Raw genomic sequence first — 19466 nt, 5'->3', positions numbered from 1 at the left:
AAAATCTCATTATGTTGCCAGTAAATTAACATATTCTGACGATACGGCGCTTACATGATTGTCTTCTCAGCCTTACAAATTCGCCGCGGCATCCGCGTCCTGCTCGACAATGCCACCGCCACCATTAATCCCGGCCAGAAGGTCGGGCTGGTGGGTAAAAACGGCTGTGGAAAATCCACGCTGCTGTCGCTGTTAAAAGGTGAAATCACCAGCGATGCCGGTACCGTCACTTTCCCCACTCACTGGGCGCTGGCCTGGGTGAATCAGGAAACCCCTGCGCTGGATAAAGCCGCGCTGGAGTACGTGATTGATGGCGATCGCCAGTTTCGCCAGCTTGAAGCAGAACTGGCGGACGCCAATCTGCGTGACGATGGCAATGCCATCGCGCTGCTGCATGGCAAGCTGGACGCGGTGCAGGCGTGGAGCATCCATGCGCGCGCCTCAAGCCTGCTGCATGGTCTGGGCTTCAGTCAGGAACAGTTGCAACGCCCGGTCAGCGACTTCTCGGGTGGCTGGCGCATGCGCCTCAACCTGGCACAGGCGCTGATTTGCCGTTCCGATCTGCTGCTGCTGGATGAACCGACCAACCACCTCGATCTCGATGCGGTGATCTGGCTGGAGCGCTGGCTGAAGAGTTATGAAGGCACGCTGATCCTGATTTCGCACGATCGTGACTTCCTCGATCCCGTCATCGACAAAATTATTCATATCGAACAGGAGTCGATGTTCGAATATACCGGCAACTACAGCTCCTTTGAGCGGCAGCGCGTCGCCAAACTGGCTCAGCAGCAGTCACTGTATGAGAGCCAGCAGGAGAAAGTGGCGCACCTGCACAGCTACATTGATCGCTTCCGCGCTCAGGCCACCAAGGCGAAGCAGGCGCAGAGCCGCATCAAGATGCTGGAGCGCATGGAGATGATTGCGCCCGCCCATGTCGATAACCCGTTCAGCTTCACTTTCCGCAAGCCGGAGAACCTGCCTAATCCGCTGATGAAGATGGAGAAGGTCACTGCGGGTTATGGCGATCGTATTATTCTCGACGCCATCAAGCTCAACCTGGTCCCCGGCTCGCGCATCGGCCTGCTGGGACGTAACGGTGCCGGTAAATCGACCCTGATTAAGCTGCTGGCGGGTGAGCTGGAGGCGATGGACGGCAAGATGGGTCTGGCGAAAGGGATCAAGCTCGGTTACTTCGCCCAGCATCAGCTGGAGTATCTGCGAGCTGATGAGTCACCGCTGCAGCATCTGTCGCGTATTGCGCCTGAGGTGCTGGAACAGCAGCTGCGCGACTATCTGGGCGGCTTCGATTTCCGCGGCGATAAAGTCACTGAAATCACTGAGCGCTTCTCCGGCGGAGAGAAAGCGCGACTGGTGCTGGCGCTGATTGTCTGGCAGCGCCCTAACCTGCTGCTGCTGGATGAACCCACCAACCACCTCGATCTCGATATGCGCCAGGCGCTGACCGAAGCGTTGATCGACTTCGAAGGTGCGCTGGTCGTGGTATCGCACGACCGACATCTGCTGCGCGCGACCACAGACGATCTCTATCTGGTGCATGATGGCAAAGTGGATGTGTTTGAAGGCGATCTCGAAGATTATCAGAAGTGGCTGAGCGATCTGCAGAAGCAGCAGGCGCAACAGGATGCCGCGCCGAAGCAGGATAACGGCAACAGTGCCCAGGCGCGTAAAGACCAGAAGCGTCGTGATGCTGAACTGCGCACCCAGACGCAGCCGCTGCGCAAAGAGATAGAGAAGCTGGAAAAGCAGATGAGCAAATGGCAGAGCCAGCTGGCCGAAGCCGAAGCTCAGCTCTCAGACAGCGCTATCTATGAACAGAGCCGTAAAGCGGACCTGACCACCGCGCTGCAGCGTCAGGCGGAGAGCAAATCTGCGCTGGAAGAGGTGGAGATGGCGTGGCTGGAAGCGCAGGAACAGCTCGAACAGATTATGGCCTCATAAAAAAATCTCCCCGCTCGCGGGGAGATTCTCTTTTAACGGGGTTTATCGCCCAGCACCGTTGCCCGCTGCATAATGCGCCGGGCAGGATAGTAATCAGCATTGGCATAATGCTGCGTGACCCGATTATCCCAGATAGCCAGATCGTCTGGCTGCCAGCGCCAACGCACCTGAAACTCCGGTTTGGTGGCGTGCGCAAACAGAAAGCCCAGCACCGCATCACTCTCTTTCTCGCTTAAATCGACGATCCGCGTGGTAAAGCCCTCATTCACAAACAGCGCTTTTTTGCCGCTGACCGGATGGGTGCGGATGACCGGATGCTGCACCGGCGGATGTTTTGCTACCGCCTGCTGCCAGCGCTGATGCTCCTCCTCGGTTTTGCGGTACTTATACTCCTGGAATGACTTTTTGAAATCATGCTCGGCATGGAGACCTGCCAGCAGCTGCTTAAAGGGTTCAGAGAGCGCTTCGTAAGCCGCAATTCCGCTGGTCCAGAGCGTGTCACCCCCCGACTCCGGTAACACCTTCGAGGCCAGCAAGGCGATCGCTGGCGGCGTATCAATAAAGGTGACATCGGTATGCCAGTTGTCATTATCCGGCGGATTATCCTGATGGGTATCCAGCACGATAATCTCTTCGACGCCTTCCGCATGCGGATAGACCGGATGGATGTGCAGATCGCCAAAGCGGATTGCCAGCGCGCGGTGCTGTTCCGGCGTTATTTTCTGGTCACGCAGAAACAGCACCTGATGACGAAGCAGGCCATGATAAAGCTGCTCAAACTGAGCATCACTCAATGGGCGAGACACATCCAGGTTTGAGACCTGCGCGCCAATGTACGGGCCAAGCGGGGTAAAACTGAGACGTTCGTTCATGATTGTTCTCCACTCCAGGGCGTCAGACGGCGCTGCAACGCGCGGAGCCCGAGTTCTAAGCTAAAAGCAATAAAGGCGATTACCGCGATACCCGCCAGCACCACATCGGTGGCGAGGAATTCTCCTGCTGACTGCACCATAAAACCCAGACCCCGCGTGGCGGCAATCAGCTCAGCGGCCACCAGCGTTGACCAGCCAACCCCCAGACCGATGCGCAGACCGGTGAGGATCTCCGGCAACGCGCCTGGCAGAATCACCCAGCGCAGCAGTTGCCAGCGATTAGCCCCCAGCGAGCGAGCCGCACGAAGTCGGACCTGCTGCGTGTTACGCACACCGGCCAGGGTGGAGAGCGTCACCGGCGCGAAAATCGCCAGATAGATCAGCAGGATTTTCGAGGTCTCACCAATGCCGAACCAGATCACCATCAATGGCAGATAGGCGAGTGGCGGAATCGGGCGATAGAGTTCAATCAGAGGATCGAGCAACCCGCGAGCGACCGGGCTGAGGCCCATCAGGATCCCTACCGGAATACCGATGGCGGCAGCGGCAGTCAGCGCAATCAGCATTCGTGTCAGGCTGGCGGCCAGATGCTGCCACAGCGTGGCATCCATAAAGCCCTGCGCGCTGGCAATCAGCAGCAGCTTGCTTAACACCTGCTGCGGCGACGGCAGGAACAGCGGGGCAATCAGGCCCAGCGCGGTCACGCCCCACCAGAGCAGCAACAGCAGAGAGAGACTCAGCATGCTCAGCGTAAAGGCGGTTGAAAACGGCCAGCGCAAACGACGGCGCACCGGCAGAGACTTGTCATTGATGAGTGCACTCATGCAAACGCCTCCCGCTGATCAAAGACCCGGCTCAGCACATACTCGCGCTGGGCGATAAACTGCGGATCGGATTTGATGCTGCGGCACGACTCTCCCGCGGCAAAGCGCTGACCAAAGCCAGGACGCAGCCGCTCTACGATGCGGCCCGGTCCTGGCGACAGCAGAATCAGTTCGCTGGCCAGGAAAATCGCCTCTTCTATGTCGTGCGTAATCAACAGAATCTGTTTACCGCTGTCGCGCCACAGCGTCAGCAGCAGGGTTTGCATCTGCTCTCGGGTAAAGGCATCCAGTGCGCCGAAAGGCTCATCCAGCAACAGCAGTTGTGGATCGGTAGCCAGCGCGCGCGCAATGCCCACCCGCTGACGCTGACCGCCGGACAACTGCCAGATGGCGCGCTTTTCCGCGCCCTCCAGCCCCACCTGCCTGATTAACCGGCGGGCAATCGTGTCGCGATCCGGGCGTGACATCCCCGCCAGCTGCAGGCCAAAGGCGACGTTATCCAGCACATTGCGCCACGGCAGTAATCCTTCATGCTGAAACACCACGCCGCGCTCCGCACCAGGCCCGGTCACCGGCTGGTTATCCAGCGTGATGCTGCCCGACTCCACCGGCAGGAAACCGGCAACCAGATTGAGCAGTGTGGTTTTGCCGCAGCCGGAGGGGCCGAGCACCACCAGCAGTTCATGGCTATCCAGCTGCAGATTGATATCCTGCAACACCGGCTGTCCGGCATAACGGGCATTAAGGTGAGCGATGCGCAGCATAGTGCCTCCTTAAGGTTTAACTAATGGCTCGACGAAACGGGAGGTCACATAGCTGCTGTAGTCGTTATCCGCCTGCGGCACCCGGCCCTGCGCTTTCAGAAACTGCGCGGTATCGACGATCGCTTTATTGACCGGTTTGCCCAGTTGCTCAACCTGCTGCTGCGCCGTGAGGTAGGTATTGCCCTTCACCAGACCGGGCACCTGTGCTTCCGGCACACCGCTAAGGCGAGAGAGTTTGCTGAGGTTATCGGACTGCTTCAGCCAGCTGTCGGGGCTGTTCAGGTAGGCCTGCTGCGCGTCAAGCGCGCTGCGGGCAAAAGCAGTCACGATCTCCGGATGCTGCTGAGCAAAATCTTTGCGTACCACCCAGACATCCAGCGTCGGCGATCCCCAGCTTCCCACTTCCGCAGAGTCGGTTAACACCTTGCCCTCTTTTTCCAGCTCATTAACCGCCGGTGCCCAGACGTAAGCGCCATCAATGTCGCCACGCTGCCAGGCAGCAATAATCGCTGGCGGCTGCAGATTGACCAGCTGTACCTGTGACGGTTTGATGCCCCAGTGTTTCAGCGCAGCCAGCAGGCTGTAGTGGGTGGTAGAGATGAACGGCACCGCGATGCGTTTGCCAATTAAATCTTTGGGCGTAGTGATGTTCTTCTTCACCACCAGCGCTTCAGAGTTGCCCAGCTGAGAGGCGAGTAAAAAGGCTTCAATCGGCAGCTTCTGCGCCGCCGCGACCGCTAACGGGCTGGAACCGATATTGCCAATCTGGACGTCACCGGACGCCATCGCACGTAATACCCCGGCGCCGCTGTCAAATTTGCGCCAGTCAACGCTGGCCCCGCTCTCTTTCGCAAAGCTGTTGTCAGCCTGCGCCACTTTCGCCGGCTCAGCCGAGGTCTGGTAAGCCACGGTGACATTGACCGCATCAGCCCGAAACGCCAGCAGCGCCAGCGCTGCGGCTAAAAAAGTTAAACGTGTTGCTGCCATGATCACTACCCCACCGTTTTTATAGTGGAGGCAGTGTCTCTGCGCGCTATAGTTTCATAAAGGAATTAAAAATTATCCCTAATAGAAATAAGTTCTTAGATCACTATCTGCAAAACTAAGTCAAAAATCGCAAATGCTGAAAATAGCTAAAGTAAGCAAAAATGTCAGGCGCTCACATTGTCCCTGTGCTATTCATATGCGTTCCCAATTATTGCCTGTTAAGGTTTCTGAATCCGATGTCGATCGAGAAAGTCGCTCAGCTGGCTGGCGTCTCCAAAGCCACGGTATCGCGGGTTCTCAACGCGCATCCCGGCGTGAAGCCCGATACGCGTGAGAAAGTTCTGGCGGCAATCTCTGCCTGCGACTATCAGCCCAACTTACTGGCGCGTCAGCTGCGTACGTCGCAAAGCAACATGCTGCTGGTGCTGATCTCGGATATCACCAATCCCTTCTGTTCACGCGTGGTTCAGGGCATCGAGGCCGAAGCGGAACTGCACGGCTATCACATCCTGCTCTGTAACTCCGCCTCGCAGCTCCAGCGTGAAGCCGCCTATCTCTCCCTGCTGACCGGAAAAGTGGTCGATGGCGTGATTACGATGGATGCGGCCTCCGGTTTACAGGATTTGCAGGCGCTCATCGCCGGTGCGCCGTGGGTGCAGTGCTGCGAATTTGATCCGGATATTCCCGCCTCCTCGGTCAGCATTGATCACCTTGAAGCCGCGCGCGACACCGTCCATTACCTTGCCGGTAAAGGGCGTAAACGCATCGGGCTGATCAATGGCGACATGCGTTACCTTTACTCGCATCATCGTGAAAAGGGCTACCGGCAGGCGATTGAGGAGCTGGGGTATGCGTGGTCCGGCGTCTCCTACACTTACGAAATCTCCTGTGAGGCGGGCAGTCAGGGGCTAAGGGAGTTGATGGCGCTGCCGGAACCGCCGGATGCGGTGTTCGCTGTTTCAGATGTGCTGGCGGTAGGCGTGGTGCATGCGGCGCTGGAAGCGGGCTTGCGCGTGCCGGAAGATCTGGCGGTGGTCGGGTTTGATGGCGTGTCGTTTACCCGCAGCCTGAATCCGCCGCTGACGACCATCGAGCAGCCGATGAACCAGCTGGGCGCGCGTAGCGTGCAATTGCTGCTGCAGAAGATCCGCAATCCTAATGCGCCAGTCATCCGCGAGGTGCTGCCCTGGACGCGCGTTGAACGCGCATCCAGCTAATTTAGTGCCAGATTAACAGCACGCAGGCGGCGGTCAGCAGCCCCATGGCGAGGTTAAAAATTTTCCAGGCGCGACGGCTGCGCAGAATGCGGCCGATCATCGCACCAAATCCCATCCAGATAACACCCGATACCAGATTAACCAGAAACATGCCGATGCTTATCGCCATCACTGAATGGCGATATGCGTCACCGGCCAGGCTGAAACTGGCGACCGCGCCCAGCGCCATCAGCCAGGCCTTGGGATTGATCAACTGCAACAATCCGCCCTGCCAGAAGGGCATCGGCGCATCCGGCGCCTGATCGGTTTCCAGCTTCTCATAACTGGCGGTAGCGATTTTCCATGCCAGCCAGAGCAGATAGAGGCTACCGGCGATTTTCAGCACCAGGTGCAGCGAAGGATAGAGCAGGATCAGCCCGCCGACGCCAAAGGCCACCATCAGCAGCATCACCTGCATTCCGATCATGATGCCAATCATCAGCGGAATGGTGCGCATAAAGCCAAAATTAGCGCCCGAGGCGGTGAGTAACATATTATTAGGCCCGGGCGTAATGGCCGCGACCCAAAGAAATCCCAACATTGATAAGAAAAGACTCAGTTCCATGGCAATCGGGTACTCCTTACCCTGCAAGAAAAAACTTATCGAAGCTAACAGTGTGATATGGAACAGACAAGCTTTTACCACATGAAATTTACCGGACCGGAAAACGAGCACTTCACGCCTCCTGAGAGTCTGCGTAACGCGCACCTGCAGACCCTGCTGCCGCGCCTGCTACGTCGTCGTATCACGGGCGATCCCCACTGGCAACGTCTCGACCTGCCGGATGGCGACTTCGTCGATCTCGCCTGGAGTGAAGATCCGCAGTTCGCGCAGCATAAACCGCGCGTGGTGCTGTTTCATGGGCTGGAGGGCAGTTTTCATAGCCCCTATATTCATGGACTGATGGCGATCTGCCGCGCGCGCGGCTGGCTGGCGGTGGTGATGCATTTTCGCGGCTGCAGCGGCGAACCGAATCGGCTCAACCGCATCTATCACTCCGGCGAAACCGAAGATGCCCGTTTTTTTCTGCACTGGCTGCGCACCCGCTGGGGCCGCGTGCCCACCGCCGCGGTCGGTTTCTCGCTGGGCGGTAACATGCTGGGCTGCCTGCTGGGCCAGCAGGGCGCAGCCGCTGAGGTAGACGCGGGCGTCATTGTCTCCGCTCCGCTGCTGCTGGAGCCCTGTAGCGTAAAACTGGAACGCGGCTTCTCACGCGTCTATCAATACTATTTGCTGGCGCAGCTCAAGAAAAATGCCCGCCGCAAACTGCACGCCTGGCCGGATACGCTGCCGGTCAATCTGGCGCAGCTGAAAGCGCTGCGGCGACTGCGCGACTTTGATGATGCCATTACCGCCCGCGCCCACGGTTTTCTGGATGCGGCCGATTACTATCATCGTGCCAGCGCCATGCCCTGGCTGAAGCACGCAGAGAAACCGCTGCTGATCATTCACGCCAAAGATGATCCTTTTATGAGTGATGAGGTGATCCCGCACAGCAGCCAATTATCTGCCACTATTACTTATCAACTGACACCACACGGCGGCCATGTAGGTTTTGTTGGTGGGACATTACGCCAGCCTGAAATGTGGCTGGAACAGCGCATCCCCCAGTGGATCGCCCCTTTTCTGGATAACTGATCTCGTGATTATTCCCTGGCAACAGGTCTCACCTGAGACCCTTGAAAATCTGATTGAAACCTTTGTGCTGCGCGAAGGCACGGACTATGGCGAGCAGGAACGCAGCCTGATCGACAAGGTGGCCGATGTGCGACGTCAGCTGGAAACGGGTGAAGTGGTACTGGTGTGGTCAGAACTGCACGAATCGGTCAATATCATGCCGCGCAAAGAATTTCGTGGCTGATGCACCCAACGGCATTTCGTGTTAACAATGCCTATTGCCCGACCTCACAGGGAGCTTTTCTATGTCTGCACGTCATCCCATTATCGCGGTGACTGGTTCCAGCGGCGCAGGGACCACCACCACCAGCGTGGCGTTTCGCAAAATCTTTCAGCAGCTCGATCTTCATGCGGCGGAGCTGGAAGGTGACAGTTTTCACCGCTTTACCCGCCCTGAAATGGATATGGCGATTCGTAAGGCGCGCGATTTAGGACGTCATGTCAGCTACTTCGGCCCGGAAGCCAATGACTTTGGCCTGCTGGAGCAGAGCTTTAAAGAGTATGGTCAGAGCGGACAGGGCCAGTCGCGTAAATATCTGCATACCTATGATGAAGCAGTGCCGTGGAATCAGGTGCCCGGCACCTTTACGCCGTGGCAACCGCTGCCGCAGAACACCGATATTCTCTTCTACGAAGGGCTGCACGGCGGCGTGGTAACGGCGCAGCACAACGTAGCAGAACAGGTTGATCTGCTGGTTGGCGTGGTGCCGATTGTGAACCTGGAGTGGATACAGAAGCTGGTGCGCGACACTGGCGAGCGCGGCCATTCACGTGAAGCGGTCATGGATTCGGTGGTGCGCTCGATGGAAGATTACATCAACTTCATCACACCACAGTTCTCACGCACTCACCTCAACTTTCAGCGCGTCCCGACGGTCGATACCTCAAACCCGTTCGCTGCCCGCGCTATTCCGTCACTGGATGAGAGCTTTGTGGTGATCCACTTCCAGGCGCTGGAAGATATCGACCTCCCCTATCTGCTGGCGATGCTGCAGGGCTCGTTTATCTCGCACATCAATACGCTGGTGGTGCCTGGCGGCAAAATGGGTCTGGCGATGGAGTTGATTATGGGCCCACTGGTGAAGCGGCTGATGGAAGGCAAACGAATAGAGTAAGAGGCCAAAAGGGCCTTTCCAGACTAATGCCAATGCCAATGCCAATGCCAATGCAGGATGAATCTGACAGCAGCGAAAAAGCTTAACACGCAGGGAACCGGGTCAGAAGAGGAAAGCGTCCCGCGCCAGGGACGGCGCGGGCCGAGCGGCCAGGGATTGGCTTAAGCGACTTTCCGATCTGACCCGGTTCCCAGCGCAGGCACAGTCTGACAGCGGACCGACACAAACCGCTCTGACCCTGTTCAATACGCAGGCACAGTATCAAAGCGGATTCCCGGCCCAGGCACAGTCCTAAAGCAACCTGCATCAGATACTGGAAGTGAAGTTAGCAGGTCTGCAATAACCCCTGCGGCTACTAAAGTTCGATCACTTCATAGCTATGGGTAATGTTGACGCCTTTACCCAGCATGATGGCCACAGAGCAATATTTTTCAGCAGAAAGATCAACAGCGCGTGAGACCGCTTTATCCTGGAGGGCTTTACCACTCACGATAAAATGCAGGTTGATGTGCGTAAAGATTCGCGGCGCCTCTTCACGACGTTCTGAGGTCAGTTTTACTTCACAATCAGCCACATCGTTTCGGCCTTTTTGCAGAATTGATACCACGTCAATCGCGCTGCATCCGCCCGCCGCCATCAGCACCATCTCCATTGGGCTGGGCGCTTTATCACCCGAATTTCCATCCATCAGTATCTGATGGCCGGATGAGGATTCTCCGAGGAATGTCAGCCCTTCTACCCATTTCACTCTTGCCTGCATGATTTTTGCTCCGGAATACGCTGTTTTGTCGCCAGAGTACGCTTTCGCCTGGTAAACAGCAATCCAGAGAAATCCGCCCGTAGCTGAAGCGAGACAACAGAAGACAGTCGGCAAAAGCTGTGCTACAAACAGTGCTGAAAATATTTTTCGTCACCCGATGACGAAGCCGGGAAGGATGATGCGCACTGCGCCTGATGCGGCCCGAATAATTTCCTGAAATGGAAACGCTTGAAGCTTTCACCGCCTGACAGGGAAAACTGCCCCCTGTATTTTGGGCACGATTACAACAGAGGATAATAGCGAATGGTTCTCGGCAAACCGCAAACAGACCCTACACTCGAATGGTTCCTGTCCCATTGCCATATTCACAAGTATCCATCCAAAAGTACGCTGATTCACCAAGGTGAAAAAGCAGAAACGCTTTACTACATCGTGAAAGGTTCCGTTGCGGTTCTGATTAAAGATGAAGAAGGCAAAGAGATGATTCTTTCCTACCTGAATCAGGGCGATTTTATTGGTGAACTTGGCCTGTTCGAAGAAGGCCAGGAGCGCAGCGCCTGGGTACGTGCGAAAAGCGCGTGCGAAGTGGCGGAAATTTCTTACAAGAAATTCCGTCAGCTGATCCAGGTTAACCCTGACATCCTGATGCGACTCTCATCGCAGATGGCGCGTCGCCTGCAGGTGACGTCTGAAAAAGTGGGTAACCTCGCTTTCCTCGACGTAACCGGACGCATTGCACAGACCCTGCTCAACCTGGCGAAGCAGCCAGATGCCATGACGCATCCCGACGGCATGCAAATTAAAATCACTCGTCAGGAAATTGGCCAGATTGTTGGTTGTTCACGTGAAACCGTGGGCCGTATTTTGAAGATGCTGGAAGATCAGAACCTGATCTCCGCACACGGCAAAACCATCGTCGTTTACGGCACCCGCTAATTCCTGTCACCCACGGCGTGATGGCAACATCACGCCGTTATTGTTTGTGTTGGGCCGATGTGGCGTCGAATTATTTACCATCCTGAAGTTAACTACGCCTTGCGGCAAACGCTGGTGCTCTGTCTGCCGGTGGCGCTGGGCTGGCTGGCTGGCGACCTGCAAAAAGGTCTGCTGTTCTCATTAGTGCCCGCCTGCTGCAACATCGCCGGTCTGGATACCCCGCATAAACGCTTCTTCAAACGCCTGATTGTTGGCGGCAGCCTGTTTGCCCTCGGCAGCTTTCTGATGCAGTGGCTCACCCTCCATGCTATTCCGCTGCCGCTGATCCTGTTTGCTATGCCCTTATTGCTCGGCGTTACCGGGGAGATCAGCCCGCTGCATGGCCGTCTGCTGCCCGGCACCCTGATTGCCGCCATCTTTACCCTGAGCCTGATTGGCCGCATGCCAATCTATGTTCCCCCGCTGCTCTATATCGGCGGCACGCTGTGGTACGGGCTGTTTAACTGGTTCTGGTTCTGGCTGTGGAAAGAGCAGCCGATGCGCGAAAGCCTGAGCCTGATCTACCGCGAGCTGGCTAACTACTGCGACGCAAAATATACCCTGCTGACGCAGCTGACCGATCCGGAAAAGGCGCTGCCGCCGCTGCTGGCTCGCCAGCAGAAAGTTGTCGATCTGATTAACACCTGTTATCAGCAGATGCATATGCTGTCGGCAAGCCGCGATCACAGCCATAAACGGCTGACGCGCGCCTTTCAGGTGGCGCTGGATCTGCAGGAACATATCTCGGTCAGCCTGCATCGGCCGGAAGAGGTGCAGAAGCTGGTCGAACAGAGCCACGCCGAAGCGGTGATCCGCTGGAATGCCAAAACCATCTCGGCCCGGTTGCGGGTGCTGGCGGATAACATTCTCTATCACCAGCTACCCGATCGCTTTGCGATGGATAAACAGCTCGGCGCGCTGGAGAAAATCGCCCATCAGCATCCCGACAATCCGGTGGGTAACTTCTGCCTTTACCACTTCAACCGCATCGCGCGGGTCCTGCGCACCCAGAAACCCCTTTATCAGCGCGATCTGATGGCTGACCGCCAGCGCCGTCTGCCGCTGTTACCGGCGCTGCGCAGTTATCTCTCTTTTCGTTCATCGGCCCTGCGCACTGCCGGCCGCTTTGCGGTGATGCTGATGCTGGGCAGCGCGCTGGCGCTGTTCTTCAACATCCCCAAACCCTACTGGATCCTGATGACCATCATGTTCGTCAGCCAGAACGGCTACAGCGCTACCCGTGTCCGCATTCAGCACCGGGCGCTGGGCACTTTTGCCGGTCTGGTGATCGCGGCCGCCACGCTGCGCATGGCGGTGCCGGAGTCGCTGGTGCTGCTGATCATGCTGGCGATTACCTTTATCAGCTATCGCTTTACCCGCCAGTTTTATGGCTGGTCGATGATTGGCTTTACGGTCACGGCGGTTTACTCGCTGCAATTGCTATCGCTGAATGGCGCGCAGTTTCTGCTGCCGCGACTCATGGATACGCTGATGGGTTGTCTGATCGCCTTTGGCGGGATGCTCTGGCTGTGGCCGCAGTGGCAGAGCGGCTTGCTGCGGCAGAACGCCCATGACGCACTGGAAACTTATCAGGATGCGCTGCGGCTGTTGCTGGGTGACGAACAGTCACCAGAGAAACTGGCTTATCAGCGGGTGAAGGTCAATCAGGCACACAATGCGCTGTTTAACTCACTGAATCAGGCGATGCAGGAACCCGCGTTCAACTCCCGCTATCTGAGTGATATGCGGCTCTGGGTCACGCACAGCCAGTTTATCGTCGAGCATATCAACGCCATGACGATTCTGGCGCGGGAGCACACCATGCTCACTGCCTCGCTGGCTGAGCGTTACCTGCAATCCTGTGAAATCGCGCTGCAGCGGTGTCAGCAGCGGCTGGAATATGATGGTGAAAGCTCACAGGTTAACCTGCTGGATGAGCTGGAGAACATCAGTGAGGGACCGATCACGGTGGTGGAGCAGCATGTGCGGCGCATTCTCGACCATCTGAGCGTGATGTACACCATTTCATCGCTGGCGTGGAACCAGCGGCCGCAACATGGCCGCTGGCTGATCAGACGCTTACGTAAAAACTAAGCTAGCCGTTGAGCACATTGCCGACGGCCGTGGCGAAGCGGCTCATGCCCTCTTCGATGTCGGCAGGCTCAATGATCAGTGACGGGGCAAAACGCATCACGTCGGTTCCGGCAACCAGCACCATCACGCCTTCTGCGGCCGCGGCATTCAGGATGTCGCGTGCTTTACCGGCATGCTGCGGTTTCAGCGCCGCGCCAATCAGCAGACCCTTGCCGCGAATATCGCTGAAGAGATCATACTTCGCATCGATGGCCTGCAGCGCCGTGACAAAGTGCTGACGACGTGTCTCAACGCCTGCCAGCACCTCCGGCGTATTGATAATATCGAGCGCAGTTTCGGCGATGGCGCAGGCGAGTGGATTGCCGCCATAGGTGGTGCCATGCACGCCCGGCGCCATGGTCGAGGCGATTTCGTTAGTGGTCAGCATGGCGCTGACCGGGAAACCGCCGCCCAGCGCTTTGGCTGAGGTCAGAATATCGGGCTGGATGCCATAATGCTCATAGGCGAATAGCTTGCCGCTGCGCCCCATGCCGCTCTGCACTTCATCCAGCACCAGCAGCGCCTGGTGCTGATCGCAAAGCTCACGCAGTCCCTGCATAAATTCCTGCGTTGCGGGCACGACGCCGCCCTCACCCTGAATCGGTTCAACCACAATGGCGCAGGTATGATCGTCAATGACCGCTTTTACTGCGTTCAGATCATTGAACGGCACATGGACGATATCCGCCGGTTTAGGCCCGAACCCATCAGAATATTTTGGCTGTCCGCCGACCGTGACGGTAAACAGCGTCCGGCCATGAAAGGCGTTATGAAAGGCGATAATCTTACTTTTGAATGGGCTGTGACGTTTGCAGGCGTAGTAGCGCGCCAGCTTAAAGGCGGCCTCGTTGGCTTCGGCCCCGGAGTTAGCGAAGAAGACCCGCTCGGCAAATGTCGCCTGAATTAACTTACTGGCAAGACGCAGCGCCGGTTCGTTGGTGAAGACGTTGCTGGTGTGCCACAGCGTCTCGCCCTGACTTTTTAGCGTCTCCACCAGCGCAGGATGGCAGTGTCCAAGTGCGGTGACGGCGATACCACCTGAGAAATCGATATACTCTTTGCCCTGCTGATCCCATACACGACTGCCCTTGCCTTTTACCGGCACGAACTGCGCAGGTGCATAAACAGGCAAAATAACGTTATCGAACGTCTCCCGCGTGACCGCAATTTTTTCCGCTGCCATTGATGACCCCATTTAGATGATTGACGTGCAAATTTGAAATAATAATCACAAAATATGCATAAAAAATCACTCAAAGGCAACTTATTGCTCAAGGAAATTGCGCAGCAGCTGATGTCCCTGCTCGCTGAGAATACTTTCGGGATGGAACTGCACGCCTTCCAGCGCCAGGGTTTTATGGCGGAATCCCATAATTTCGTCAGGCTCGCCGTCACGCACCGTCCAGGCAGTCACCTCGAAGGCATCTGGCAGGGAGTCGCGCTGTACAATCAGCGAATGGTAGCGGGTCACGGTCAGTGGATTATTCAGACTGCGGAACACGCCCTGTCCGGTGTGCTGAATCGCAGAGGTTTTGCCGTGCATCACCTGACGCGCGCGCACGACCTGCGCGCCATACGCCTGCGCAATTGCCTGATGGCCCAGGCAGACGCCCAGCACCGGCAGCTGACCGGCGAAATGCCGGATCGCCGCCAGCGAAATGCCTGACTCCGACGGCGTGCAGGGGCCAGGGGAGATCACCAGATGAGTCAGCGGTAACGCCGCCATCTGCTCCAGCGTGATGGCATCATTGCGCACCACCTGAACCTGCGCGCCCAGCTCGCAGAAATATTGATAAAGATTCCAGGTAAAGGAGTCGTAATTGTCGATAAGCAGCAGCATGGCCAGTCCAGAATAATTACCCGCGCCGCTATTCTACGCGGTTAAGCCGCCTCGCTCACCACTTTCGCAAATACCTGCTCCAGCAGAGTCAGGTCTCCGGCCACACCAGCCTGATTCGCCGCTTTCCAGCTTTCAGCGTCAGTCTCTTCCCAGGAGAGCAGATAACCGGCATGCAGCGCCAGCTGTTCAAAGAAAATCCGCTGCGCCCGACCGTTGCCGTGGCGGAAAGGATGCAACATATTGATTTCGCAGTAGTAGTGGGCAACACGCTCAATAAACGCGTCACGTGGCAGGTCAGCAAGGCCCTTCTCCTCCTCCAGCGCGGCCATCAGGGCGTTACCTTCCTTTTCGATATATTCGAAATGACAGAACGGCGTCTCATCGCGCCAGATATCGATAGTGCGCAGTTCACCAGCCCAGCTGTAGACGTCCTGAAACAGCGTACGGTGGATCTGGCGCAGGTAAGGCAGTCCAGGATTACGTGGGCCCAGCTCCAGCGTGGCGGCACGCGCCGCACTAAAACTCAGCTCCGCCTTACGCAGCTGCGCGGCATCGTGAATATCGGGCAGGTTTTTCAGCACATTGTCATGCTGCCACAGGTAGGGATCCTGGCTGACGGCGGTATTAGAGTCCATATTGCCTCCTCAGTGACGCCAGACGTGCGGCCGCATCATCGCTGTTTACGCTGGTTTCATTTGGCGAGAAGCCTTCCAGCCGACAGCTGGCCTGATAGCTGGCGCTACGCCGCTGTCGCCACAGGGTGACCTTCTGTTTTTCGGTGAGTTTGTTCGCCATGCCGCCTCCTGCTCAGGTTTTTGCCCTAAGTATAAGAGCAAATTCTGGCTTTGCCGGATGCGGCAGGCGGTCGCCATCCGCAGATGGCGACGAACGGACTTAAGGCAGGACTTTGGCGGAGAGGATAACTACCGGTTTGGATGGAACATTCTGGTAAGGACCCACATCTTTGGTCGGTACCTGAGAAATTTTTTCAACCACATCCTGACCTTTCACAATCTTACCAAATACGGCATAGCCAAAATCGCGCTGTCCGTGATCGAGGAATGCATTATCCGCGACGTTGAGGAAGAACTGGCTGGTCGCACTGTCTTTATCGGCGGTACGCGCCATGGAAATCGTGCCACGCAGGTTACGCAGGCCGTTATCCGCTTCATTCTTGATCGGCGCGTTAGTCTGCTTCTGCTGCATGTCCGTAGTGAAGCCCCCACCCTGCACCATAAAGCCCGGGATCACGCGGTGAAAAATGGTGTTGTTGTAAAAACCGTTGTTGACGTAATCAACGAAGTTTTTCACAGAAACCGGCGCTTTCTGGTTATTCAGTTCGAGTTCGATATTGCCGGCGGAGGTGGTGAGCAGAACGTGGGTGTCACCTTTTGCAGCCAGCGCCTGGGCGGAAACGGAAGAGAGCGCTAACAGGGTGATGGCCGCTGTTAAAGTACGTTTAAACATGAAAGATTCCTTACCTGGGAGAGCGGGCACAAAAACGTGATTGATTGTAAAGAGACTCTATTCCAGGAGCCAGCGTTTTACCTATATTTACGCTGTGGCAGCAAATGAGGGGAGCAAACGTTAAACCCCGGCAATTACGTGATTAAAATCACACAACACATGAAATATGGATCTCTGGTTTCACTGGTTGTTTATTAAGATCACGGTTCCGTTTACACTTTCTGACACTTTTTGGCACCCGGTTCTCAACAGGTTCAGAACATGACAAACCGTAATCGTATTGGCCTCACCTGGATAAGCTTCTTCTCCTACGCGCTTACCGGCGCGCTGGTGATTGTTACCGGCATGGTAATGGGCGATATCGCAAAAGATTTCCAGATCCCCATCTCCAGCATGAGTAATACCTTCACCTTCCTCAACAGCGGCATCCTGGCGGCGGTTTTCCTGAACGCCTGGCTGATGGTGATTGTGCCACTGAAGCGTCAGCTGATTTTCGGCTTCGTCCTGATGGTACTGGCGATAATCGGGTTGATGACCAGCCGCGATCTGACCGTCTTCTCGCTCTGTATGTTTGTGCTGGGCGTGGTCAGCGGCATTACTATGTCGATCGGCACCTTCCTGATCACCCATATGTATGAAGGCCGCCAGCGCGGTTCGCGCCTGCTGTTTACCGACTCCTTCTTCAGCATGGCGGGCACGCTGTTTCCGGTGCTGGCGGGGATTCTGCTGGCGCGTCAGCTGCCGTGGTACTGGGTCTACGTCTGCATCGGCTTTATCTACGTCGCGATCTTCATCATGACGCTGTTTGTCGAGTTCCCGGTGCTGCGTAAGCCCGAAAACAGCCCGACAGTTGAGAAAGAAAAATGGGGTGTGGGCGTACTGCTGCTGGCAGTGGCGGCGCTCTGCTACATTCTGGGCCAGCTTGGCTTTATCTCCTGGGTGCCGGAATATGCCACCAAAGTCATGGGCATGAATATTAATGATGCCGGACAACTGGTGGGCAGCTTCTGGACCGCTTATATGGTGGGGATGTGGGCCTTCAGCTTCCTGCTGCGCTTCTTCGATCTGCAACGCATCCTGATGGTGCTGGCGGGACTGGCTACCGTGCTGATGTACTGGTTCGTCAGCAGCCAGGATGCCGGTATGCTGAAGTGGATCATTATGGTGTTGGGCTTCAGCTCGAGCGCAATTTACACCACCATCATCACGCTCGGCTCGCTGCAGACCAAAGTGGCGTCACCGAAACTGGTGAACTTTATTCTGACCTGCGGCACCGTTGGCACCATGCTGACCTTCGTGGTGACCGCGCCGATTGTTGAGAAGAGCGGCGTGCACACGGCGCTGGCCACCGCCAACGGCCTCTACGCGGTGGTGTTTGTGATGTGTGTCCTGCTGGGGCTGGTCACTAAACATCGCTCGCACGGTCACGTTACGCATTAATCATTCAGGGCGGCGATTGATCGCCGCCCTGCTGTTTAACGCCGGAAGTCTATCCGCTCCCGCTCCCGCCAGTAAATCTCGCTTTCTGCGGGCTTTGTCTCTGCCACCACAGTGCCGCGACGCAGTGAATAGCGCACCGGAACCTGTCTTCTTACTGCATCAAAACCACTCTCTGCCGGCAGAATAATCAGGCTGGCATCGTTGCCGGTCTGAATGCCATAGCCTGACAGCTGCAGCGTCTTCGCGCTGTTATGCGTAATCAGATCCAGCCCCGCATCAATCTGCTCATAGCCCATCAACTGACAGACGTGTAAGCCCATATGCAGCACCTGCAGCATGCTGGCGGTACCCAGCGGATACCAGGGATCGAACACATCGTCGTGGCCGAAACAGACGTTAATCTCCGCCTCCAGCATCTCTTTCACCCGCGTAATGCCGCGCCGCTTAGGGTAGGTATCAAAGCGGCCCTGCAGGTGAATATTGACCAGCGGATTCGCGACAAAATTAATGCCCGACAGCTTAAGAAGTCGAAACAGTCGTGAGGTATACGCGCCATTGTAAGAGTGCATCGCGGTGGTATGACTGGCCGTAACGCGCGCGCCGTTGCCATCGCGATGCGCCAGCGCCGCCACGGTTTCCACAAAGCGCGACTGTTCATCATCGATCTCATCGCAGTGAACATCGATCAACCGATCGTAGCGGTTAGCCAGCGCAAAGGTTTTATGCAGCGACTCAACGCCATATTCACGGGTGAATTCGTAATGCGGGATCGCGCCGACCACATCCGCGCCCAGCCGCAATGCCTCCTCCAGCAGCGCTTCACCGTTGGGATAAGAGAGAATACCCTCCTGGGGAAAAGCAACAATCTGGATAGTGATCCACGGCGCCATCTCCGCCTTCAACTCCAGCATCGCTTTAAGCGCCGTCAGTGACGGGTCAGAAACGTCAACATGAGTACGGACAAACTGAATGCCGTTGGCAATCTGCCACTTCAGCGTCTGCATCGCTCGCCGCTTAACATCTTCATGACTGAGCATGGCTTTGCGTTCAGCCCAGCGCTCAATGCCTTCAAACAGCGTCCCGGACTGGTTCCACGCGGGTTCGCCAGCGGTCTGGGTGGTATCCAGATGAATATGCGGCTCAATAAAAGGCGCGCAGGCTAAGCCACCCTCGCCGTCCAGCGATTCATCCGCCGGTGAAGCGTGCTGCGGCTGGGCTGAGAGCCGGGCAATTTTGCCATCGGCGATGGCGATCTGCCATAACCCATCCCGCCAGGGTAAACGCACGTTATTGATCCACTTAGGTGACATCATTGCCGACTCCTTTTCCGGTTTTGTGTTTTAAAACTAACACGATTCAGGTGACCCGCCGCAAGCCCGAATAATCAGCGGGTTAT

Annotated in this window: 20 protein-coding genes; 8 read left to right on the top strand and 12 right to left on the bottom strand. The window is 56.6% G+C overall.

Going from position 1 to position 19466, the window contains the following annotated elements:
* The first annotated feature begins 54 nt into the window (after positions 1–54).
* Positions 55–1959, top strand: a complete 1905-nt coding sequence (locus tag ACO6VX_RS17330) for an ABC transporter ATP-binding protein (protein ID WP_010671582.1) — start codon at positions 55–57, stop codon at positions 1957–1959.
* A 32-nt stretch (positions 1960–1991) separates the two neighbouring features.
* On the opposite strand, the gene tauD is transcribed toward ACO6VX_RS17330, so the two are convergent.
* Genes tauD through tauA form a run of 4 tightly spaced genes read right to left on the bottom strand, consistent with a single transcriptional unit; the run spans position 1992 to position 5406 of the window.
* Positions 1992–2831: a taurine dioxygenase gene (gene tauD / locus ACO6VX_RS17325; RefSeq protein ID WP_010253043.1), complete on the bottom strand. Its 840-nt coding sequence runs from the start codon at positions 2829–2831 to the stop codon at positions 1992–1994.
* Positions 2828–3655 (bottom strand): taurine ABC transporter permease TauC, encoded by an 828-nt coding sequence (tauC, locus tag ACO6VX_RS17320; RefSeq protein WP_010253046.1) that lies wholly within the window; start codon positions 3653–3655, stop codon positions 2828–2830. Before tauC ends, tauD begins: the two co-directional genes overlap by 4 nt.
* Entirely contained in the window at positions 3652–4419 is a 768-nt protein-coding gene (gene tauB / locus ACO6VX_RS17315) for a taurine ABC transporter ATP-binding subunit (protein ID WP_010253049.1), read from the bottom strand. Before tauB ends, tauC begins: the two co-directional genes overlap by 4 nt.
* A 9-nt stretch (positions 4420–4428) precedes the next feature.
* Complete coding sequence (tauA, locus tag ACO6VX_RS17310; protein WP_010253052.1) at positions 4429–5406, bottom strand: taurine ABC transporter substrate-binding protein; 978 nt, start codon at positions 5404–5406, stop codon at positions 4429–4431.
* A gap of 236 nt (positions 5407–5642) precedes the next feature.
* Between tauA and ACO6VX_RS17305 the strand changes: the two genes are divergently transcribed.
* Positions 5643–6623 carry a LacI family DNA-binding transcriptional regulator gene (locus ACO6VX_RS17305; protein ID WP_010253055.1) on the top strand — a complete coding sequence of 327 codons (981 nt, stop codon included), beginning with the start codon at positions 5643–5645 and terminating at the stop codon, positions 6621–6623.
* Between the two features lies 1 nt (position 6624).
* On the opposite strand, the gene ACO6VX_RS17300 is transcribed toward ACO6VX_RS17305, so the two are convergent.
* The gene (locus ACO6VX_RS17300; RefSeq protein ID WP_010671578.1) at positions 6625–7227 is read right to left on the bottom strand and encodes a LysE family translocator; all 603 of its coding nucleotides are present in this window, start codon (positions 7225–7227) and stop codon (positions 6625–6627) included.
* A 57-nt stretch (positions 7228–7284) separates the two neighbouring features.
* Here ACO6VX_RS17300 and ACO6VX_RS17295 point away from each other — a divergent pair, with 57 nt between their 5' ends.
* The 3 genes from ACO6VX_RS17295 to ACO6VX_RS17285 all read left to right on the top strand — a co-directional run bounded on the left by ACO6VX_RS17295 (position 7285) and on the right by ACO6VX_RS17285 (position 9455).
* Entirely contained in the window at positions 7285–8301 is a 1017-nt protein-coding gene (locus ACO6VX_RS17295; RefSeq protein ID WP_031593717.1) for a hydrolase, read from the top strand.
* 4 nt (positions 8302–8305) lie between these two features.
* The gene (locus tag ACO6VX_RS17290; RefSeq protein ID WP_010253066.1) at positions 8306–8524 is read left to right on the top strand and encodes a YheU family protein; all 219 of its coding nucleotides are present in this window, start codon (positions 8306–8308) and stop codon (positions 8522–8524) included.
* 61 nt (positions 8525–8585) lie between these two features.
* A complete protein-coding gene (locus ACO6VX_RS17285) occupies positions 8586–9455 on the top strand; it encodes a phosphoribulokinase (RefSeq protein WP_010253068.1) in 870 nt (289 codons plus the stop codon).
* 355 nt (positions 9456–9810) lie between these two features.
* Here ACO6VX_RS17285 and ACO6VX_RS17280 read toward each other — a convergent pair whose 3' ends face one another.
* A complete protein-coding gene (locus ACO6VX_RS17280) occupies positions 9811–10215 on the bottom strand; it encodes an OsmC family protein (protein WP_010253071.1) in 405 nt (134 codons plus the stop codon).
* A gap of 303 nt (positions 10216–10518) precedes the next feature.
* Between ACO6VX_RS17280 and crp the strand changes: the two genes are divergently transcribed.
* Positions 10519–11151, top strand: a complete 633-nt coding sequence (gene crp / locus ACO6VX_RS17275) for a cAMP-activated global transcriptional regulator CRP (RefSeq protein WP_003852956.1) — start codon at positions 10519–10521, stop codon at positions 11149–11151.
* Positions 11152–11208: 57 nt separating this feature from the next.
* A complete protein-coding gene (locus ACO6VX_RS17270) occupies positions 11209–13284 on the top strand; it encodes a YccS/YhfK family putative transporter (RefSeq protein WP_010253083.1) in 2076 nt (691 codons plus the stop codon).
* A gap of 1 nt (position 13285) precedes the next feature.
* Here ACO6VX_RS17270 and argD read toward each other — a convergent pair whose 3' ends face one another.
* From argD to ppiA, 5 genes are all read right to left on the bottom strand, one after another.
* Positions 13286–14506: a bifunctional acetylornithine/succinyldiaminopimelate transaminase gene (gene argD, locus ACO6VX_RS17265; RefSeq protein ID WP_022624054.1), complete on the bottom strand. Its 1221-nt coding sequence runs from the start codon at positions 14504–14506 to the stop codon at positions 13286–13288.
* 81 nt (positions 14507–14587) lie between these two features.
* Entirely contained in the window at positions 14588–15163 is a 576-nt protein-coding gene (locus ACO6VX_RS17260) for an aminodeoxychorismate/anthranilate synthase component II (protein WP_307378719.1), read from the bottom strand.
* 41 nt (positions 15164–15204) lie between these two features.
* Entirely contained in the window at positions 15205–15798 is a 594-nt protein-coding gene (locus ACO6VX_RS17255; protein WP_022624052.1) for a putative adenosine monophosphate-protein transferase Fic, read from the bottom strand.
* A complete protein-coding gene (locus ACO6VX_RS17250; protein WP_010253095.1) occupies positions 15788–15958 on the bottom strand; it encodes a YhfG family protein in 171 nt (56 codons plus the stop codon). The genes ACO6VX_RS17255 and ACO6VX_RS17250 overlap by 11 nt, the downstream gene beginning before the upstream one ends.
* 99 nt (positions 15959–16057) lie before the next feature.
* A complete protein-coding gene (gene ppiA / locus ACO6VX_RS17245) occupies positions 16058–16630 on the bottom strand; it encodes a peptidylprolyl isomerase A (protein ID WP_003852970.1) in 573 nt (190 codons plus the stop codon).
* A 261-nt stretch (positions 16631–16891) separates the two neighbouring features.
* Here ppiA and tsgA point away from each other — a divergent pair, with 261 nt between their 5' ends.
* Positions 16892–18070, top strand: coding sequence for an MFS transporter TsgA (tsgA, locus tag ACO6VX_RS17240; protein ID WP_010671573.1), 1179 nt, complete (start codon positions 16892–16894; stop codon positions 18068–18070).
* A gap of 35 nt (positions 18071–18105) precedes the next feature.
* On the opposite strand, the gene ACO6VX_RS17235 is transcribed toward tsgA, so the two are convergent.
* A complete protein-coding gene (locus tag ACO6VX_RS17235; protein WP_029519456.1) occupies positions 18106–19383 on the bottom strand; it encodes a cytosine deaminase in 1278 nt (425 codons plus the stop codon).
* Between the last annotated feature and the right edge of the window lie 83 nt (positions 19384–19466).

The sequence above is a fragment of the Pantoea sp. BJFS-204 genome, assembly GCF_049310725.1.
GTDB lineage: Bacteria > Pseudomonadota > Gammaproteobacteria > Enterobacterales > Enterobacteriaceae > Pantoea > Pantoea agglomerans.
Note: the sequence above shows the minus strand (reverse complement) of the source record. Positions and strands in the feature narration are given on the sequence as shown.

What these genes read in the sequence shown, in the direction of transcription:
- ACO6VX_RS17280 (WP_010253071.1), bottom strand. Translation starts at nt 10,215, where the DNA reads ATGCAGGCAAGAGTGAAATGGGTAGAAGGGCTGACATTCCTCGGAGAA.
- ACO6VX_RS17255 (WP_022624052.1), bottom strand. Translation starts at nt 15,798, where the DNA reads ATGGACTCTAATACCGCCGTCAGCCAGGATCCCTACCTGTGGCAGCAT.
- ACO6VX_RS17330 (WP_010671582.1), top strand. Translation starts at nt 55, where the DNA reads ATGATTGTCTTCTCAGCCTTACAAATTCGCCGCGGCATCCGCGTCCTG.
- ACO6VX_RS17250 (WP_010253095.1), bottom strand. Translation starts at nt 15,958, where the DNA reads ATGGCGAACAAACTCACCGAAAAACAGAAGGTCACCCTGTGGCGACAG.
- ACO6VX_RS17235 (WP_029519456.1), bottom strand. Translation starts at nt 19,383, where the DNA reads ATGATGTCACCTAAGTGGATCAATAACGTGCGTTTACCCTGGCGGGAT.
- ACO6VX_RS17260 (WP_307378719.1), bottom strand. Translation starts at nt 15,163, where the DNA reads ATGCTGCTGCTTATCGACAATTACGACTCCTTTACCTGGAATCTTTAT.
- tauB (WP_010253049.1), bottom strand. Translation starts at nt 4,419, where the DNA reads ATGCTGCGCATCGCTCACCTTAATGCCCGTTATGCCGGACAGCCGGTG.
- ACO6VX_RS17305 (WP_010253055.1), top strand. Translation starts at nt 5,643, where the DNA reads ATGTCGATCGAGAAAGTCGCTCAGCTGGCTGGCGTCTCCAAAGCCACG.
- tauD (WP_010253043.1), bottom strand. Translation starts at nt 2,831, where the DNA reads ATGAACGAACGTCTCAGTTTTACCCCGCTTGGCCCGTACATTGGCGCG.
- ACO6VX_RS17270 (WP_010253083.1), top strand. Translation starts at nt 11,209, where the DNA reads ATGTGGCGTCGAATTATTTACCATCCTGAAGTTAACTACGCCTTGCGG.
- ACO6VX_RS17300 (WP_010671578.1), bottom strand. Translation starts at nt 7,227, where the DNA reads ATGGAACTGAGTCTTTTCTTATCAATGTTGGGATTTCTTTGGGTCGCG.
- tsgA (WP_010671573.1), top strand. Translation starts at nt 16,892, where the DNA reads ATGACAAACCGTAATCGTATTGGCCTCACCTGGATAAGCTTCTTCTCC.
- argD (WP_022624054.1), bottom strand. Translation starts at nt 14,506, where the DNA reads ATGGCAGCGGAAAAAATTGCGGTCACGCGGGAGACGTTCGATAACGTT.
- crp (WP_003852956.1), top strand. Translation starts at nt 10,519, where the DNA reads ATGGTTCTCGGCAAACCGCAAACAGACCCTACACTCGAATGGTTCCTG.
- ACO6VX_RS17295 (WP_031593717.1), top strand. Translation starts at nt 7,285, where the DNA reads ATGGAACAGACAAGCTTTTACCACATGAAATTTACCGGACCGGAAAAC.
- tauC (WP_010253046.1), bottom strand. Translation starts at nt 3,655, where the DNA reads ATGAGTGCACTCATCAATGACAAGTCTCTGCCGGTGCGCCGTCGTTTG.
- ACO6VX_RS17285 (WP_010253068.1), top strand. Translation starts at nt 8,586, where the DNA reads ATGTCTGCACGTCATCCCATTATCGCGGTGACTGGTTCCAGCGGCGCA.
- ppiA (WP_003852970.1), bottom strand. Translation starts at nt 16,630, where the DNA reads ATGTTTAAACGTACTTTAACAGCGGCCATCACCCTGTTAGCGCTCTCT.
- tauA (WP_010253052.1), bottom strand. Translation starts at nt 5,406, where the DNA reads ATGGCAGCAACACGTTTAACTTTTTTAGCCGCAGCGCTGGCGCTGCTG.